Here is a 17,595-nt window from a genome sequence, read left to right as displayed (position 1 = left end):
TTAAACGGGCAGCTATCACCATTCCGCTTCCCCAAAGAGAGAGGGGCTGGCCAAGACCCCCTCATCCAGCCCCTCACACCACCTCCACTCTCTACCATTTGTGAGACGGTGGGTTTCTCCCCTTAGGGCACCCATTTCGGGCACGTGGTGATTATATCACATCTTGATCCATTTGTCTGTCCACTGAATCTGGGGATATAAATCCAAGCGGCTTAAACCGCAGATCAGACCCGGGTTGTGATGTAGTGTTCACTATGAGTTATCGATGTGCTTGATCTTAATATGGAGAGCCATTCGCGCCTTACTGATGTGCGTGTCTACGCGTGTCTTGTCCAATACGTAAAGCGCATCAAACCAAGGAATAAGGGCAGAAGGGAGGACTTGGCTAGAAGTGGTGCCCCCACACGCCCCCGAACGCGCACCTACTGTGAAAAACTATCATTAAAAACAACAGGTTACGCGGTAAGTTTGCGTGTATGCTGATAAAATGTGTGTCGTGGCGGCAACGTTTTGTGTGTCGCGACTAGCAACAGAAATCCTACTGTATTGCGCTTCCAATCAATAATTCTCTGTGGATATACCCTTACAATCTTCAATCGACCCCATCAGGCGAAAGGTTTTCGTTTGTTCCGTCTGGGTTCGGCGATTGGTAATGATCTCGCAGATGGACCGCAGTCTGGTCGATGCTCGGATAAACCGTTGTCGCGTTTATGTTTATTTGATCAAGCTGCTTGAGGATGTGTTCCTTCTCCCTAACAGTGATGCGAGTTACTACGAAGTCATCCAAACCCGCATCTGGTAGCACAGCCTCGTGACCAAACAACAAGAAGGCTCCAGATTGCGACTTGATACGTGAGTTAGTGCGCTTCGCTTTTACACAGACAATAGAGCCGAGATCGTCCGGGACTATGCGCCCTTCGAAATAACCCTTCTCCGATTTGATATGATGAAGCAACTTGCCAACAACCTCGGTGTCGTTGAAGGCGATCTGATCAAGACTAAGATCGATTTTGTCTTTTTGCTCGTAGGTCAGGTTTGAGAGGTTCGAAAGGCAACTGACGGTGTCGGAATCATAATATTTTAGGCGTTCTGACGCGACTTGGAACACAATGACTTCGCCATCAATGGCAGGGTTCATTGAGCAGGCAAAATACAGAGCTACCAGCGGATTACTGGAGATGTCGAGAAGCCGTGTAGGCAGTCCGTAATGCTGCATCCGAACTAAGCGGTCAAAGCAATACTGGTCGGATTGGAAGTCTTCGTAATGCGCAATCAGAAGTTCCTTGCAGATACGGTCTTCGCTTCGCATGAACTTCCAGTCACCGTTATTCCATTTGCGCAGCAAAGATGGTGTGAGTTCGTAGTTGGCGTCTTCGTGACCACGAAAGAAGGTTTCGGAAGACCCATTGGCTGGATTGCTGTAGAGCAACTGAAGAAATTCCTCGACGCTTTTTGCTGTGCCAATGACTTTTTTGTCTCGTGGCGGCGGCTGGGCTGCTGAGCTTTCCTCAATCGGTTGTTCTTGTTCGGAGATGAGATGAGCTAGTTCTGGATTAGCGTCGACCAGCCGGTCCAATACGCCACGCGCGGAATCTTCGCGGACCGCCCAGTGCGTGCGATACAACTGAAAGTTCTCAAGATCGAATACTTCTCTAGCGGTCTCAATGTCGCGGAACGAAACCTCCTCGAAATTGATCTCGGTTACGAATTTGAAGAGTATCTGCTTGCGATTGGGGTTGATACCTGTGACGCGCCCATACTTGATCAGCATGGAAACCTCACCTCCTTCGGTTGCACGCACTTCGCTGCATAGGAACGTCGGCAACGTCTCTAGAAATGCCACTGAACGGGCATCTAGGCTTTCAAGTCGCTTAGCTATATCGACCGGAGTGTATTCAAACATACGACCCCGCAGCAGGGTGACATCATCGGCCTCACCCTGGACTTTGTCCCAGTCGCCAAACGATATGTAGTTGAAGTTGTCTGCCAACTGTCACTTTCCCCACTGCGGAAGTCTGATTCAACACTAAGACCCTACAGGCAATATTTGTAAAACTGACCCGCGTCTAGCTGCATGCCCACGACCGCTGTAGACAAAACATTTTCTCGCCAGTGGGTGAACCAAATCGGTCAACCTCTTGCGCAGATGTCGTGTCCATCGGGTTCGGTTTCGCTCGCCTAGTGAGGTTGCATCCGAACCGGCTGGACGGGTGTAATTCTTGTTCATGCTTTTCCTTTCGGGCATGCAGAAAGACCCCGTTGCCCTCGGTAGAAGCGTCGGGGTGCGTCCGATATTGTGTGGGGATGTTTTGGACGGCTGCCTAGCAAGCGGGCACGGTCCTGATGCGCTCGTGTGTTACTATCTCAGTTGTCACTTCGAAGATGTCTTCAGCGTCGATTACGCCGTATTCATCACCAGCGATTGCGATCTGTTCATGGGTCCACGTCCGAATACCACCCTTTCGGCGACACCAGCACTTTCCGAGACCATTCCTCGTGTCCTGACAAAGGCAAAACTCGACTTCATCAGGCTGTAGGCGAGGCTTGTTGACCATGGGCAAGTAAGGACCAACTGGCCTCAGAGGGTCCAACTCAGGATGGTCTTCGGGTTGCTCTTTGATGACCGCGTGAAAGGTTGGGCTGAGAGATGACTTTTCATGCTTCGCAGGAGACCAAGTCTTGGGTGGCTGACCCATTAGAATTTCATCCTGCATCCAGTCACGAAACCGAAGGGCCTTAAAAGGGTTGTAGTTCTTGGTCTTCTTTTCAGCCAAAACTGCGATTGCCCTAGGGCTGAGAAACGAACCACGATTACGACGCCCATCGGGGAACCTGAAAGGTGTGTCTTTGATTTTGATGATGTCAGGGTGATCAATTCGCTTGAGTGTTCGAGCCGTGTTCTTTGCATCGTCTGTGCTCATGCCCATCAACTCGACTGCCGATGATGCGTGAAACCAGATGTTTCCCCCGGTCTTGATGACATCAACTTCTTCGTCACCGCCTAAGTCATTGTAGATGAACACCCTATGCTCATGGTCTTCCACAAACAGCGCGGCTCCATCGTCGTCACGTTCCATGCGTGGTCCTTTCTTAAACTATAAGGGCGATGAGGGGTATTTTCTGAGGGGTATTTGCGGCGCCGCCAGAGGCCAGCGGGTCTTCAATCATCAGAAAGAGAGACGTTGGAGTTTTGATCCAAACTGCGAAAAGTATAGATTGCACCCCCGGTCAGGCACGCGCTCTCACAAGCCCGATGCGGCAACCACAGGGCAACCGAGGCAGGTCCGCGAGAGCGATGCCGGACTGAACGTCAGCAAATGCCCTAGGAGATGCCGACACGTCTCAGCTTGGCCTCAACCTGAACGGCCATCTCAAAATGCACTCTGCTGGACCGCTCCGGGTCAGCCTCTCTTAGGACTAGTATGTGGGTTGTGACATTTCGCGTTAGGCGGCGTCCTCCGGCCGCTCCCACATGTCCCACTTGATGAGCATGGATTTTGCTTTTTCGGGGTCTGTGGCAATGCGAATGACTGCGTTCCGGTTGAGACCGGTTGCCTTTGCAATCGCTGAGTGGCCCTGACCAGCTTCCGCTAAACTTATGACTTCTTCTAACTGGTCTCGGGTGAACGCGGGCTTTCGTCCCCGGAATTTCTCCGGCTCTGTGGCTTTACGATGAGCTATGCCTGCCACCTGCGCCTCTTTCGTTGCCTGTGCCTGCGCCTCTGCCATCGCGGCCATGAATCCAATTAGCGCGTCCCGTATAGCTTTCTGAGTGGGGTCCGTTGCCGTTCCGTCGAAGACCATACGGTTTATCACCGTCTTAATCGTCACGCCCCGATTGATGAGTGTGCGTATAGTGTCGGTCACGTCCTGATAGTTGCGCCCTAAACGGTCCACCCAACGGACCACCAAGGTATCCCCTGAACGCAGTGTGTGACGGTCGAGAAGCCTCTTTCCGCCTTCCCGGTCCGCCATCTTGACGGTAACACCAGAGGTGCCATGATCTGTAATGACATCTTCATCTGCTATATCGAAGCCAGCGGCGCGGGCTTGCTCTAGCTGGTGGTCACTGGTTTGCCCGTTCGTGGAAACGCGGACATAGAGGATTGTTTTGGTCATGGGATACCTGTTCACTGCCTTCTGTTCACACAGATGAGATGTTCACAAATGAAAGTCAACCCTTATGAACATCCCTAGAGGCAGCTTGTGACCTGTTCGTTAGGGCATACCCTTATGCACAATTGGGCTATGAACCTCAGAAATCAAAATCCACCTGTGCTAGCATTCTGAATCTATCAAGAAGGGCGGCATTTGCGTTAGGCACTCTCAAGGATAACACACACATCCTGAACGCAACGCGCTATGCCTTGGGTTCAAACGCAGCCCGTAGCTTTGATGAACGAGGCTGTTAAGAATAGCCCTGTTTGGACCAGAGCTGCTCTTAATTCCTGACGATAGAAACCAGAACATCGCAGATATGGAGACTCGGAAAAGTAAGTTGACAAAACTATGTTTTAGTCCCGCAGCATACCCCATGGGGGGATACATCCAATCGCTAACTTATATCTTTCCCAGCCGAATTTTTGCGCTGAAACGGTTTTACTCTTTTGAAGCGTCACAAGTTGCTAGCTATTGCGATCAGGCGACCAGCTAACCAGAAAAATCTAACCCGACTCGTGTAAAGTTTGAACTAAGCTTGTCTATGAGGTTCAGTGAATATTCGTATCTAAGGTGGGCAGATATTTTGCATTCATAACTCTTTGTCATCAGCTCACCGGCTTCCGTTTGTTCGACACGTGAAACAATAAGGTCCTTTTCCTCACCAAGTTTTCCGCGCTTTTCTGCGTAAAGGCTTGTCCAAATAGGCGCAGAGTTGTCGTGTTCTGTGAAAGAAAAAGTCTCGATCTGTCCCTTTAGGTTCAGGAACAGATATCTGCCACTAGAAATATCTTTCGGGACACTATTGCCTTTACGGTGGAGTTGCACAGCATTGAACCTCAGGCGCTCACCGATGATTGCTACTTGATTATCCGAAATTTGGCTCGGAACTGTGTCACAGGCAGGTGACAAGCAAACCCAGTATTCGTTACCCAGCTCGAAAATGTGCCCTGTTTGCAGGTGCCATCCTCTGACAGGTTGACTATTCACGGTCGCATTGTGCTCAAAGATAGCAAGGTTATGGCTTTCTTCTTTGGCAAGGTCGACGCTCGGGTAGCGACTTTGCACTGCCTCGCAGAACTTCTTATCGTTCTCTGCTTGTCTCTTCTCTCGTTCTTCTTTGGTCTCGTTCGCTGCTTCTGCGGTAAGCTCAAGTTTATCGCGATCGGCTTGAACTAATTGTTTTGCAAAATCAGTGATTTCAGAAGAAACGATTTGGATCAGTTCTTCACTGTGCAGACGAACCGTCTCGCCAATTATGGTCTTTAGCTCCTCGTCGTTGGCTTCGAGCTGCTTCTTATACCAAAGAGCCAGAGCGTTCTTGTGCTTAAGAGCAGTATCTTGAACTCGAACTCCATTTTCGTCCAACGTGGACAAGAGCTTGGATAGAAAAATCCTCGACGGGCTTGGATACCAATCTAAAAGAGCTTCCTCTAAGGTTTCCAATAGTTTTACGTCTGGGCTTTTTTTTACAAATGTAACAAATGCGCGATCGGTTCGTATCCATTTCGTTTTCCCCGACGACAGGACAAGTGTCCCACAGCTAATATCGCTCATTAAATCCGAGGCTTTTGCCTGTGATTCAAATTTGGCGAGACAATCCTTGACGATCACTCGCCAATATTTCTTATTAATTTTGAACTTTTCCAATACGATAGCTGCGTCCGTAAACGGTTGTTCCGAAGTGGCAACCTTATTTATTGCTTTCGCGCTCCTAACGAAATCTATGTATTGAGAAAGCCCAACTACTGCAGCGAGCTCGGCTTCAAGGTCTAGCTCTGCGACCTCGTCTGAGTCGCGGTCCGCTGACTCCAAACCTTCGTCCAAAAAGTTCTTTTCTTGCTCAGAAAGGCTAGGAATGCTGGGTTGGCATAGGCCGAGGACGAACTTAGGAAACAAATCCTCGGGTCTCTCGTTTGAGTGAACCACTACAAGATTGTAGTGGGGATTTGTCATTAGCCTTCTCGCTATCGATAGTGACAATGAACCGTCACCGGATTTTGATTTGTCTAACTCATGATCCAATATCAGTAGATCGGAATGATGCAGCCGCTTCGCACCTTCCAGCTCATCGGGGCGAGACAGATTTTGAGCATCGTGAATATCGAGTAAATAGGGTTTGTCGTGCCCGCGAAACTGCCTGACCACTGCTTCAACTGCATCTGGTGTATCAAACCAAGTCTTACCTTGCGGAGCGCTCTCCCCGGAAATCTCCAATTTTCGACCTGCTAAGATTTCGTCCACCGTTGGATAGTCGTCATCGACAATTAGCACGCTTCGAATTGGTTCAATAAAAGCTTCGCGAACAAATTGAGAATAATTTTCAGCGGTCACTGAATTCTGCTCCCCTAAAACTTATAGCGAAGTTCGCGCCGCCCAAAGGAAGATCGTTCCCTTTTGCATATTCAATGTCATGGCCCCCAGACTTGAGGTTTGCGCGGCTCAGATAAAGGCCCACTCCCCGTCCTCCTTGAACACGTTTCGTAAAAAATAACTTGAAGAGGGAGCCGATGTCTTCGTCACTTATCCCAGGACCATTGTCGGATACAAAGACCTTACCCTCACGTGCATCCAGCAGAATTCGTCTTTCGTCTTCGAGTTTTTTACTGGTTGAAACCCAATAGATGCTGTTGTTAATCAAATTGATAAATACTGGATAAAGCCTTGAAGGCTGATCGAACACACGAAAACGTTCAAACTCCTCGGTGGCTTCTAGTGAAATACTCTCTCTCGCCAAAACTGGCGCAAAGAAGCTTCGCACGTAATCCGCAATCTCGGTTCCATCTATCCACCTTTCAACTTTTGTTCCCGCCATTCGTAAGGGGGACAAGAACCGCAACTGATCTGTCAGTCCTTCATATCCAAGCCTGATATCGCGAACAGCTTTGGAATCAGCCACATCATTTGGAAGCCGCTTTAGTCCAGACGAAATTATGTCGTCAAAGTCTTGCAGATCGTGGCCTGTTATCTCGACAGCTATCCCAAGTTGCGCAAGACCATTGAGACGATCAAGTTCGGACCTGAGGTCAGCTGCGTCATCCATGCCGGCAGTTGCAAGTGTTTCAAGATCAATGCTTTCTTTTAGTGCTTCCAAGCTTCTAACGTAGGGTTCAAAGATCTCGTCGTTCTCAGCAAGAAGTCTGTCTCGAGCGTCGCCAACAAGTTTTGACGCATCGGCAAAGGTCTTACGGCCGATTTCGAATAGCTGGATTGCAGACTGAACTTCGTCGTCAAATGCACCTCTCCTAGAATCGGCCAACTCTCTCACTCGGCTAAATTCTTGCTTTTGTAGGTCTTCAATCTGTGCGGTCCTTTTTCGTAAGTCAGCTTGAAATCGCCTCTTGGCCTTGTCAGCCTGATCGTTGAGCAAGCTCAAAGGGTCTGAAGGGCTGTAAGCCTCTATCTTGTCGTCAATCTCTGCACTCAGCTCATCAAACAGCGCACGGGCCTCGGAAGCTTCTCGCTGGTAAGTAACGTAGTTGTTTTTCTGCCTTTCTGGCATGCTTCGAGGCGCACCCGGAATCTTCCGCGTCGGCAACCTCATCCGGAAATCTGCAAGTAGCTCTTGGGCGTCTACAACATCTTGATCTGATTGGATATTAATATGATCAACTTTTGATCGGAGGTCGTCAATAAGTGTTGGTAAGAAGCTGAGCTGATCTTTTAGCAGAGTGCCAAAGCTCCTTCGGTTTTTTTCTCGTAGCTTTTTTCTGTTCTCCGCAGCACGAAGTTTGTCCTTGGAATCCTGAACTTCTGGCAAGCGTTCCTTACGAAACTCTGAATCAGTTCCAAAATACTGTCGAGCAGATGACATCAAGATGTGGTCAACTATGTCTCTCAGTGCCTTCGCTGCTCGATTATCGATCAATCCTTCGCGACCGGCTTTGTCAACCAAGTTTGGGTTCTGATCTCTGGATATAGCAACTCTGCCAAACATTTGACGGTGGTTCCAGAATTCCCGACCAGCATGGCGAGTTCGACGTGATTCAATTTCGAAGAAGTCATTGTCGGCTCGACCATAGGGTAAGACACGCAGCCCGTCCCGGAATACCATAAAGCCTGCGTATTGCTTTGCTAGGTCAATGAATCTTTCGTGGTCTGCTTTGTCATGCGTGGAGTTGCGAAAGTTGAATTCCAGCGAAGCAATGAAGATCTTGAATGGGCCGACTCGTGTGTCCTTTCTGGTAGGAATGGGAAGGTCGGTTGGTGGCTTAATAACGCTCTGCTGATTAAGCCACTGTCCAAAGACTTTCACCCTACCATTGAACACACCTGCATCGTCTACTTCTCCGTCGATACAATGCTCCATTCCTTCAAGCTGATTTAAACTGAATGCTTTCTCGCTGCCCAGCAATAGAGTCGGCAGTAAGTCGCGCTGCACCTTAACACCGTAATTAAACTCGTTGTCGACGCTGGAGGTATCAGTTGCGTAGGGGTCTACGAAGCTGTGAAGGGTCTCTCTAAAAGCGTCGATCGTGCGCGAGATCGCCGGGTTATGTGGTGGCGATTGTAGAAGTGCTCTCAGGTCGTAGTTGATATCGGAGACCATCAACACTGTTCCGTGACCGCCATTGGATTGACCAGCGGACCAATTCGCAAGTTGATCAACGTCGAAACTAGCGTCTTCAATGGATTTCTTTATGTTGGCGGATCGAATTTTCGACAACAAATCTAGTTCATCATCATGTTTTGCCCAAGCTTTACGCAGTCGCTGCCTACCATCCTTCGAACCCACTTCATCGCCAGTTATGCAAGCAATTAGGCGTGCCTTTAGCCTAGGCAACTCGCCAAAAAGCTCATTCAAATCCTCAGTTTCTACGACTGGAATTTCAATGTCCGAAAGGTTTAAGTATGGGTTCTGGAACATTCTCCAGTCCACCAAACAACCAACGAACGAGCTTTCGCGCCGTTTTGAGATAACCAGCACCAACGGACCTAAATTTGCACAGGAAAGTCGGCCTATGCCCTTCCGTCCTTGTTTGACGCGGGGTGGCAAACCACACCTATCATGCTTAGGCACGATGTTCGCGGATGCTTTCGACTCTGTGCCAATTACCAGCCAGCGATCCAAAACATCGTCGATATCCATACCGTGACCGTCGTCGGACATCACAGCGGTCGCTGGCTCTGTGTTGAACACTTCTAAAGAGACATTACGAGCGTATGCGTCGTAGGCGTTTTTCCAAAGCTCGGAAACTGCCGTAGGACAGTCCGCTATTTGTTCGCGACCAAGGTGGTCAACTGTTCTTGCCCTCGTCTTGAACGACGCGCTCTTCATGCGGAAACTTTCCACTCATAGATATTGCTATCGTTATTTTTCAATTGGGACATGATTGAATTGATTAACGCCGCACCAAGTGACTTCGGAACGGCATTACCAATTTGCTTTCCCGCCGCCATGAGACCTCCGCAAAATCGAAAACTATCTGGAAAGTCTTGAATTCTGGCTGCCTGCCTTACGGTTATCCCATGATTTTCTGTGGGATGAACAAACCTCCCTTTTGACGGGTTAATGCAAGCCGTTGTCATCGTGGGAGCTGGTAAGGAAGGATCTATACGCCCATAAACATCTTTGTGACCGTTGTGGTGTTCATGACACGGCAGCACCCTGCCGGAGTCTCTTCTGGAGCCACCATTGACCGGAGTGTTTTCAAACACTTTCACCAATTCGTCTCCATGCCTCATGTGGACGTTGTTTGGGTCACCTAAAGGAGCTGGCTCAAATACTTGAGCGCAGTCTTCCCAAGTGGGCAAGTTATCGTCGTTCCCAGCAGGTCCACGAGTTGGAGCCGGGGGCCAACCAGCTTGAGGCACGTCGATGTCCCTGAAGCCAACTATGAAGACTCGCTTCCTTCTTTGCGGCACTCCAAAATTCCGAGCGTCGACGACTGTCGGTGCCGCGACAGAATAACCTAGACTAGTTGCCATTCGATAGAACTCATCTAGAAACCCCTTGTGTCTTGGCCACAGTATTCCCGGAACGTTCTCCATCAGAAATGACTTCGGTCTCAGCGCGGAAATGAAGTCGAAATAGCGATAAATTAAATGGTTTCTTGGGTCACCTACACCGGCATCTTTGATACGATGCGTTGAGAAGCCTTGGCACGGAGGTCCACCCAGTAAAATGTCACACTCACTATCTTTTCCGAAATGCTCAAGTGCAAGACTCTTCGCATCAAGGTCGAGGATGCTCTGGTCGTAGAGCCTCGGAGCTCTTTGGTCTGCTGGGTCGCAAAAGTTCAAGCGGTATGTGGCCGCCGCATGCTTGTCGTTTTCGACCGCAAACTCCACGTCTAGGTCACAGGCTTGTGCTGCGAGGGTAAGCCCTCCCGCTCCTGCGAACAAATCTACCGCTTTGTAGCGCCTTTCTTGCCCCATGAATCCACGAATCTCGCCTGTTATTTCTTCAGCGCTTAATATGCGCTTTGGTGGCTACACTGCTTGAATCTCACAAAAAACTCAATGCCGCAGCTTAACTCCGAGACAAATTGAATCGAGCTATCACCCAAAAAATTGCAGTTAAACCAGAAATTTCTCTACGACGATAAGCTCGATATGATGTGCAGCACCCCGTCAGACGCAGTCTACAACGAATTCTCTGAGGTGTTCTGTCAGGGGGCAGCTAGGATATTCCAACAAGACAGCGAAGTGCGCAGGGGTGTAGTAACCGACCAAGACGCTCGAGAACATGCAACCCAGCACTCTTTCAAGCTCGCGCAAAGTCAAGCTCAAGGGAACCGAATAGCCAACCTAACTTTCTGTCTCATGCGTCCATTTTTTTCGCCAAGCCTCATACATTCTGACGCCCTCAGAGATTTCTTCGTCGCCCTTACTTCTGAATGTATTTTGGCCCAGTATTTCGGAAGCAGCGAGCTGTAGTGCACCCTGAACAATCGTGGCTTGTGCTCTGTGCCTTTCGGCTGCATCTGCGTCATCAGACCGGGCTTCCGGGTCAAGCAACAGTGCTTTTTGATAGATATGCGGCGAAACTCCGTGTGAGGTAAGCTCGCGATGCTTAGCTAGCTCATTTGCCAGTTCCATTACCTGCGCTTCGACTTCGTATAGCTTCCCCCGCCCCCTAGCAATTCTCATGAGATTGGCGGTCAGATCTCGCATGCGGCTTTCCACCATCTTCTCGTTCCAATCAATGTCTTTCTGGCGATCCGTGTCGCTGCTATTCATAGACAACTCTTGCCTCAAATTGGTCTGTTTCACTCTGGGCCATCTCATGCAACGGCCCAGTCCATTTTGTATACCGCCAACATAACTACCCTTGTAGCCCGATTGAATGGTTCCTTGACGTTATTCTAAGAAACTCGAGAGTTCTGTATGAAACGGTAGCTCGCGCAAGATGGTGCATACAGATGCGAGCTTCATCAAACGTCCTTCCTAGAAATAACACGGCTCAACGACCAACTCCCACGACACACGAATTGCGGCCCTCACGACAACATTTTCACTACGCAGAAAGTCGAGGCGCATCCCATTAAGATATTGTATTTGCTATATTAAAATTAAGAATCCACCCTTGCGGCTTCCTGCTATCGGAAACAAGCTACTATGACGAAATGGCCTATAGTCCCGCCCTCTCAGCCCACTTTGCGAACTCAATCAATCGGGCCTGAGGAGACCCGTAGGTGCTCTCAGCGATAGCCGTAGATGAGTGCCCTAGGAAACCATGACGAACCTCAACAGGTGCCCCTGCATCTCTCAGTTTGTCGGATACTCGGTGTCTCAGCCCGTGCACAGTTAGTCGCTTGTCTTTGGTTTCCGCCCTAACGGCCTTCATCAAAGCAGCAGAAGCAGCATCAGCGCCCCTTTCACGCGTATATCGAGTGAAAATAGGTTCACCTGACCCGACACCCTCAAGGGCTTCCTCAGCAGCTGTCAGCGCATCTCCTGAGAGCGGAACAGAGCGGTTGCTTGACGCGGTTTTGAGGTCACGTATTGCATTTGGGCGAACTAGGATGTGAGGAGTTTCTGCTTTGAGGGCGATGTCTTCTTGTGAAAGACCCGCGACTTCACCGAGACGCATGCCTGTGCCTTTCAGCAGCCGCCATATCGTTGTTAGCTCCTTGGTTCGCCCGTCCTTGAGTCGCTCTTCGATCCTCTCGATCAAGTCATCCGGCAGGGGCAGCTTCTTGTTCACCTTAGGGCCAGTGTCTTTGGGCCAAGGGAGACCGATGAACGGGTTTTTGGCGTCGATATCACCTTCGCGAACTGCATGGTTGACCATAGCAGCGATGATCTTGCACTCCTTGGCGCATGTAGCGACAGATAAGGGCTGACCGTTTAACTTGGTCGTATTGAGCATCAGGTCCATGTAACGCCTGCCATGATCTCTACGAAGACCTTCGAGGTTCACCTTATCGAGGGGTCCTATGGCTTCCTCAAGGCGGCGTGTAATCCGGTCCAGACGGACAACCTCATTTTCGCGCATGCGCTTGTCCCGTGCATACATGCTCTTGGCATCTTGCAATGACAGTTTAGGTGCGTCGGCATCGGGGTTCACCAACGCTTTCAATAAAAGGGGGTCTATATTGCTCTTTTCGGAGAGACCTTTAGCAATCTCCCTAGCGGCAAACTCTGGGTCTTCTTCGAGGCCTATGGTCTCAGAAACCAACTCTTCACGCTTGAGGAGCGCCTCATGCCATCTTTCTATTGGTGATCTCGTGTCATTGCCGGTGATACGGCTGCGAACCTCGGACACCATCCGGTCGAATTCCTGCATAATGGCCTGATACTCTCGGTGAAAGGCGAGACCTTCGCGATTTTTGATGTGACCCTGCAAGGCTGGCTCGCCAAGCACTTCAGCAACATCTTTCGGGAACCGTCTTCTAAATCTCAGAACCCCGTTTGGCCGCTTGTCCACATGTTTGATTTTGGTGCTTAGGGCCATCTTTGTGTCCTCGATGTGTGTCGCAGTGTGTGTCGTGATAGACATCCGAACGCGCTATTATCAAGGAAATAAAGGGTTTCTTGAAGAGAAGTGGTGCCCCCACACGGACTCGAACCGCGGACCTACTGATTACAAATCAGTTGCTCTACCAGCTGAGCTATAGGGGCACTGGGAGCCGATTAATGCCTTGGGCCAGCGACTGCAAGTGCGAATTTTTGCGTGATCTTAATACGCGACTGCTTTTCTGCCGGTTCATCAGAAAATCAACCTTCAGAATAGCAATTTGACTGCGTCGAAGGCAGGCTGTAACCCAACTGGCACGACCGGACGGATGGAGGGAACAAATCGATGCAAGTGGCCATCCACGCCGGAGCGCACTTTACTGACCAGGGCACTCTGCTCAAGCTGCTCCAGACAAATGCAAAGGCCATAGGACAGCATGGCGCGGCGTATTGGGGTGGCCGAGCTTACAAAAACACGTTCAAACCGGCTTTGGGACCGGTTGGCGACAGGCCGCCTGCCGAAATAACGCTCGGAAGATTTCGGAAAATCGTCCCGAAAGCGCGTGAGATTAACCGCGCCGTGCTGTCCAGTACAGAATATATCGGCGAACGAACAACCGCCTTAATGGACGGGCAGTTCTATTCGCAGGCCGGGAAACGGTTGGCGCTGCTCGATCAGCTTTTTGCGGAAGATACGGTCGAGCTATTTGTCGGATTGCGCAATCCCGGCAGCTATATTCCGAAGGTTTTGATGTCACTCTCCCCAGCTGAACGGGAAGGCATCCTACGATCAACCGACCTGAGCTGCCTGAGCTGGCTCACTATGATCGAAGATGTGCGCGACTTGGCGCCTGATGTGAAGATAACGCTTTGGAGCAATGAAGATTCCCCGTTGATCTGGGGTGATCTCGCTCGGATGCTGGCGGGATTGCCCGAAGATACGCCACTGGAATCGGAGTATGAGTTTTTGTCGTCTCTCTTGTCCGCTGCTGGAAAACAGGAACTTCAGCAATTGACAGGACAGGGCCTACTGCCCAACGACGCCGGTCTGAAAGCCGAACTGGCGAAGATCTTTCAGGAACACGCACAAATCGAAGCGATCGAGGAAGAAGTTGAGCTGACCGGCTGGGATCAGGGTATCGTCAGCGCCTTTACAGAGCTCTATGAACAGGATCTGGCACGATTGCAAAGCATGCCAGATATCCGGTTCATTAAACCCTGAAGGCGCGCGCTACATGCCAAGCGCTTCTTTATACATTTCAAGCACCGCTTCCTCTTCAGCGATGTCGTCCTTGTCACGCTTGCGTAGTGCGATGACCTTGCGCATCACTTTAGTGTCGTAGCCGCGCGCCTTGGCTTCGGCCATGACCTCTTTCTGCTGATCCGCTATGTCTTTCTTTTCAGCCTCCAGACGTTCGAACCGTTCGACGAACTGGCGCAGCTCACCTGCTGTCACGCGGTAGTTGGCTGCGGCCTGATCTTCGGTGATATCTTCCATCTGTGTGTCTCCCAAGGGCTGAAAATGATACCGGATCACCGGGCAGTTTGCCGGATACATCGCCGTCCGCCCGACCGCAAGCTTGCTTTCTATATGGCAGGCTTGTCTGGCGTTCTTTGATCCGCTAAGCGCGGTCTCAGTTCAGAAGGGTGGTTAAGATACCATGTTCGACATGATCGTCTGGGGCGGAGCCGCCCTATCGCTGGCCGGGTTGCTCGGCCTTGTCTGGTGTATCCTGCGTGTGATGAAGGCGCGCAAATCCGGCCTTACGGATGACGAGTTGCGCGCAGCGGTTCAGGCAGTTCTGCCCTGGAACCTTGCGTCATTATTCCTGTCCGTTATCGGTTTGATGCTGGTCATCCTCGGGATTTCCTTTGGGTGACCACTCCGGTCAGACCGGCATATTGTCAAACCGCGCTTCCAGCGCATCCTCGACCAGCGCCGCGTCAAGCCGCCGCAGCCGCGACGGTATCTGAACGCCCCGCGCGCGCATCTTGTCCAACACTTCGCTGACACAAGGTTGCAGTTCCAGCCGCGTGTCCAGACATGCACCGTGAAGCTTTTGTTCAAGACGTTCCGCTTCGGTGTAGAGATCCTGAGCAGTCATTTGCGTCCTCCCACTAAATGCCAGTCTGCCTCATTTACGTAACAGAAATAAGATCAGCATGAGACTCGATCAACGTATCGCAAATTCTTGCCAAGACCCTGCAAAAAATTGGCGATACGCCGCAGGTCGCTTAAAGGATATACAAACAACAGACGGTTTGCCTTGACAGACATCAAATCGTGATTTGGAACTTGCATCATATTCCACTATTACTATATGTACTGAAACCCTCGGAGGAACTCATGACGCCTATTGTGAAAGCCTTTTTCGATCCTCAGACCTTCACCGTGTCATACGTCGTGCAAGAACCCGAAGGTCAAGCCTGCGCCATTATCGACAGCGTGTTGGATTTTGATCATGCTTCCGGGCGCACCGATACAGCCTCGGCGGATCAAATCGTGGAGTATGTCCGAGAGAACGGGCTGAAGGTCGAGTGGATCTTGGAGAGCCATGTTCACGCCGACCATCTCTCGGCCGCACCTTATCTTCAGGAGAGATTGGGCGGGAAAATCGGGATTGGCGAGAATATCGTCGTCGTGCAAGACACGTTCGGCAAAGTGTTCAACGAAGGGACCGAATTCCAGCGGGATGGCAGCCAGTTCGACGCGCTGTTTTCCGAAGGCGACAGCTTTCACATCGGGCAGATGCGAGGGGACGTTCTGCACACGCCCGGGCATACGCCCGCTTGCATGACCTACGTCATCGGCGATGCCGCCTTCGTGGGGGACACGCTGTTCATGCCTGATTTCGGAACCGCACGCTGCGATTTTCCGGGCGGATCGTCAGCAGACCTTTATGCCTCGATCCAGAAGATCCTGTCTTTACCTGATGAGACACGCATCTATGTCGGGCATGACTACAAGGCTCCAGGCCGGGATGAATATGCGTGGGAGACCACGGTGGGCGAGCAGAAGGCACTGAACATCCATATTGGTCAGGGCCGCAGCGTCGAGGAATTCGTCGAGATGCGCGACGCCCGTGACGCAACACTTGCGATGCCACGCCTTATCCTGCCGTCATTGCAGGTGAATATGCGGGCCGGGCAGATGCCGCCAGCGGATGAAAAGGGCGACGTCTTCATGAAGATCCCGGTCAACAAACTTTGACGCATGAAAGTAAGAGGAACCGACCATGATGATTGAATGGGTCTGGGGTCTGGTCGGAGGGCTTCTGATCGGATTGGGCGCTGCCGTTTATCTTCTTTGCAACGGTCGCATCATGGGCGCGAGCGGCATCCTTGGCGGGTTGCTCGAACGCAATGACCGCAGCGTGATCACCGAGCGGCTGGCGTTCTTGGCCGGACTGATCCTGATGCCGTTTCTGCTGCGCCCGCTGATCGCGCCGCAGTCGCAGACCCATCTGACGGGAGACATGGCCATCGTAATTATGGCTGGCTTGTTGGTAGGTATTGGCACCCGCATCGCCAATGGCTGCACGTCGGGACACGGGGTTTGCGGCATTTCTCGGTTTTCGCTTCGGGGTATCGTGGCAACCGTTTTCTACATTCTGGCGGGCGGGCTGACCGTTGTTCTGTTTCGCCATACTTTGGGGGTTATCTGATGCGCGGACTGTTTGCTTTCCTCGCAGGGTCACTGTTTGGTACAGGGCTTTTGATTTCAGGCATGACCGACACCACCAAGGTGCAGGGCTGGCTGGATGTGTTCGGCAATTGGGACCCGACGCTTGCCTTTGTCATGGGCGGAGCGATCCTGCCAATGCTGGTCGCGTGGCGGCTGACACGAAGCGGGGGCCCGGTGGTCGGCGGCACCTTCCCTGCCCCGCTGCGGGTGGAGCTTGATCGTCGTCTCGTTGTCGGTTCGGTACTGTTCGGTGTTGGCTGGGGGCTGGCGGGTTTGTGCCCGGGTCCAGCCATGGCGTCGCTGAGTTATGGCGGTGCTGGCGGAATTGTGTTCCTGATAGCGATGATCGCAGGCATGTTTGCGGCCCCGAAGGTGGGGGCACAACTGGACAGGATCGCAAACGCGGCCTAAGCAATTACCATGGAGATTCGACCGATTACCCCCCGCTACGCCGTCTCGCCTCAGATCACGGTCGAGGACGTGCCAGCCATCGCCGCTGCAGGATTTGCCAAGGTGATCTGCAACCGACCCAATTCCGAAGTTCCACCGGATCAGCAATCCGATGCAATCGGTCAGGCCGTGCGCGACGCCGGGCTGGAGTACGAGGTGTTGGAATTGACACACCAAACAATGACGCCCGAAAATGTCGCCCGTCAGCGCGATATGGCTGAGAATTGCAGCGGGCCTGTCCTGGCGTATTGCGCCTCGGGAACGCGGTGTTCGGTGGTCTGGGCGTTTGGGCAATGCGATCGATTGAGCACGGATGACATTCTCGATGCCACCAGCAAGGCAGGCTACGCACTGGATAACCTGCGTCCCGCGCTGAACCAGATGAGAAACCAGAGCTGACG

General features: G+C 51.4%; 16 protein-coding genes and 1 tRNA gene. 6 read left to right on the top strand and 11 right to left on the bottom strand.

Annotated features, from left to right (window positions below):
• Nucleotides 1–592: 592 nt before the first annotated feature.
• From ACR3EM_RS02670 to ACR3EM_RS02630, 9 genes are all read right to left on the bottom strand, one after another.
• On the bottom strand, nt 593–1,990 hold the full coding sequence (locus ACR3EM_RS02670) for an FRG domain-containing protein (protein WP_480469273.1): 1,398 nt from the start codon (nt 1,988–1,990) through the stop codon (nt 593–595).
• A gap of 331 nt (nt 1,991–2,321) precedes the next feature.
• On the bottom strand, nt 2,322–3,077 hold the full coding sequence (locus ACR3EM_RS02665; protein ID WP_480469272.1) for a hypothetical protein: 756 nt from the start codon (nt 3,075–3,077) through the stop codon (nt 2,322–2,324).
• Between the two features lie 367 nt (nt 3,078–3,444).
• Nucleotides 3,445–4,119 carry a recombinase family protein gene (locus ACR3EM_RS02660; RefSeq protein ID WP_480469271.1) on the bottom strand — a complete coding sequence of 225 codons (675 nt, stop codon included), beginning with the start codon at nt 4,117–4,119 and terminating at the stop codon, nt 3,445–3,447.
• A gap of 531 nt (nt 4,120–4,650) precedes the next feature.
• The gene (locus tag ACR3EM_RS02655) at nt 4,651–6,492 is read right to left on the bottom strand and encodes a response regulator receiver domain (protein WP_480469270.1); all 1,842 of its coding nucleotides are present in this window, start codon (nt 6,490–6,492) and stop codon (nt 4,651–4,653) included.
• Nucleotides 6,482–9,451, bottom strand: coding sequence for a sensor histidine kinase (locus tag ACR3EM_RS02650; RefSeq protein ID WP_480469269.1), 2,970 nt, complete (start codon nt 9,449–9,451; stop codon nt 6,482–6,484). The genes ACR3EM_RS02655 and ACR3EM_RS02650 overlap by 11 nt, the downstream gene beginning before the upstream one ends.
• Nucleotides 9,433–10,536, bottom strand: a complete 1,104-nt coding sequence (locus ACR3EM_RS02645; protein ID WP_170753069.1) for a DNA cytosine methyltransferase — start codon at nt 10,534–10,536, stop codon at nt 9,433–9,435. The genes ACR3EM_RS02650 and ACR3EM_RS02645 overlap by 19 nt, the downstream gene beginning before the upstream one ends.
• 372 nt (nt 10,537–10,908) lie before the next feature.
• Entirely contained in the window at nt 10,909–11,373 is a 465-nt protein-coding gene (locus ACR3EM_RS02640) for a hypothetical protein (RefSeq protein ID WP_480469268.1), read from the bottom strand.
• Between the two features lie 358 nt (nt 11,374–11,731).
• A complete protein-coding gene (locus ACR3EM_RS02635; RefSeq protein WP_480469267.1) occupies nt 11,732–13,057 on the bottom strand; it encodes a tyrosine-type recombinase/integrase in 1,326 nt (441 codons plus the stop codon).
• Nucleotides 13,058–13,148: 91 nt separating this feature from the next.
• Nucleotides 13,149–13,224, bottom strand: a tRNA-Thr gene (locus ACR3EM_RS02630).
• A 181-nt stretch (nt 13,225–13,405) separates the two neighbouring features.
• On the opposite strand from ACR3EM_RS02630, the gene ACR3EM_RS02625 reads away from it, so the two are divergent.
• Nucleotides 13,406–14,281, top strand: a complete 876-nt coding sequence (locus ACR3EM_RS02625) for a hypothetical protein (protein WP_480469266.1) — start codon at nt 13,406–13,408, stop codon at nt 14,279–14,281.
• Between the two features lie 9 nt (nt 14,282–14,290).
• Here ACR3EM_RS02625 and ACR3EM_RS02620 read toward each other — a convergent pair whose 3' ends face one another.
• On the bottom strand, nt 14,291–14,557 hold the full coding sequence (locus ACR3EM_RS02620; RefSeq protein WP_480469265.1) for a DUF2312 domain-containing protein: 267 nt from the start codon (nt 14,555–14,557) through the stop codon (nt 14,291–14,293).
• A 163-nt stretch (nt 14,558–14,720) separates the two neighbouring features.
• Here ACR3EM_RS02620 and ACR3EM_RS02615 point away from each other — a divergent pair, with 163 nt between their 5' ends.
• Nucleotides 14,721–14,939 (top strand): hypothetical protein, encoded by a 219-nt coding sequence (locus ACR3EM_RS02615; RefSeq protein ID WP_480469264.1) that lies wholly within the window; start codon nt 14,721–14,723, stop codon nt 14,937–14,939.
• Between the two features lie 9 nt (nt 14,940–14,948).
• On the opposite strand, the gene ACR3EM_RS02610 is transcribed toward ACR3EM_RS02615, so the two are convergent.
• Nucleotides 14,949–15,164 (bottom strand): hypothetical protein, encoded by a 216-nt coding sequence (locus ACR3EM_RS02610; RefSeq protein WP_480469263.1) that lies wholly within the window; start codon nt 15,162–15,164, stop codon nt 14,949–14,951.
• A 242-nt stretch (nt 15,165–15,406) separates the two neighbouring features.
• Here ACR3EM_RS02610 and ACR3EM_RS02605 point away from each other — a divergent pair, with 242 nt between their 5' ends.
• The 4 genes from ACR3EM_RS02605 to ACR3EM_RS02590 are packed head-to-tail and all read left to right on the top strand — an operon-like array spanning nt 15,407 to nt 17,593.
• Complete coding sequence (locus tag ACR3EM_RS02605; protein WP_480469262.1) at nt 15,407–16,270, top strand: MBL fold metallo-hydrolase; 864 nt, start codon at nt 15,407–15,409, stop codon at nt 16,268–16,270.
• A 25-nt stretch (nt 16,271–16,295) separates the two neighbouring features.
• Nucleotides 16,296–16,724 (top strand): YeeE/YedE family protein, encoded by a 429-nt coding sequence (locus tag ACR3EM_RS02600; RefSeq protein WP_480469261.1) that lies wholly within the window; start codon nt 16,296–16,298, stop codon nt 16,722–16,724.
• Nucleotides 16,724–17,155 carry a DUF6691 family protein gene (locus ACR3EM_RS02595; protein WP_480469260.1) on the top strand — a complete coding sequence of 144 codons (432 nt, stop codon included), beginning with the start codon at nt 16,724–16,726 and terminating at the stop codon, nt 17,153–17,155. Before ACR3EM_RS02600 ends, ACR3EM_RS02595 begins: the two co-directional genes overlap by 1 nt.
• A 9-nt stretch (nt 17,156–17,164) precedes the next feature.
• On the top strand, nt 17,165–17,593 hold the full coding sequence (locus ACR3EM_RS02590; RefSeq protein WP_480469259.1) for a protein tyrosine phosphatase family protein: 429 nt from the start codon (nt 17,165–17,167) through the stop codon (nt 17,591–17,593).
• Nucleotides 17,594–17,595: the final 2 nt, after the last annotated feature.

This window comes from Ruegeria sp. AH3 (assembly GCF_056536265.1).
The sequence above is the reverse complement of the archived record's forward strand: the minus strand, read 5'-3'. Positions and strand labels throughout refer to the sequence as shown.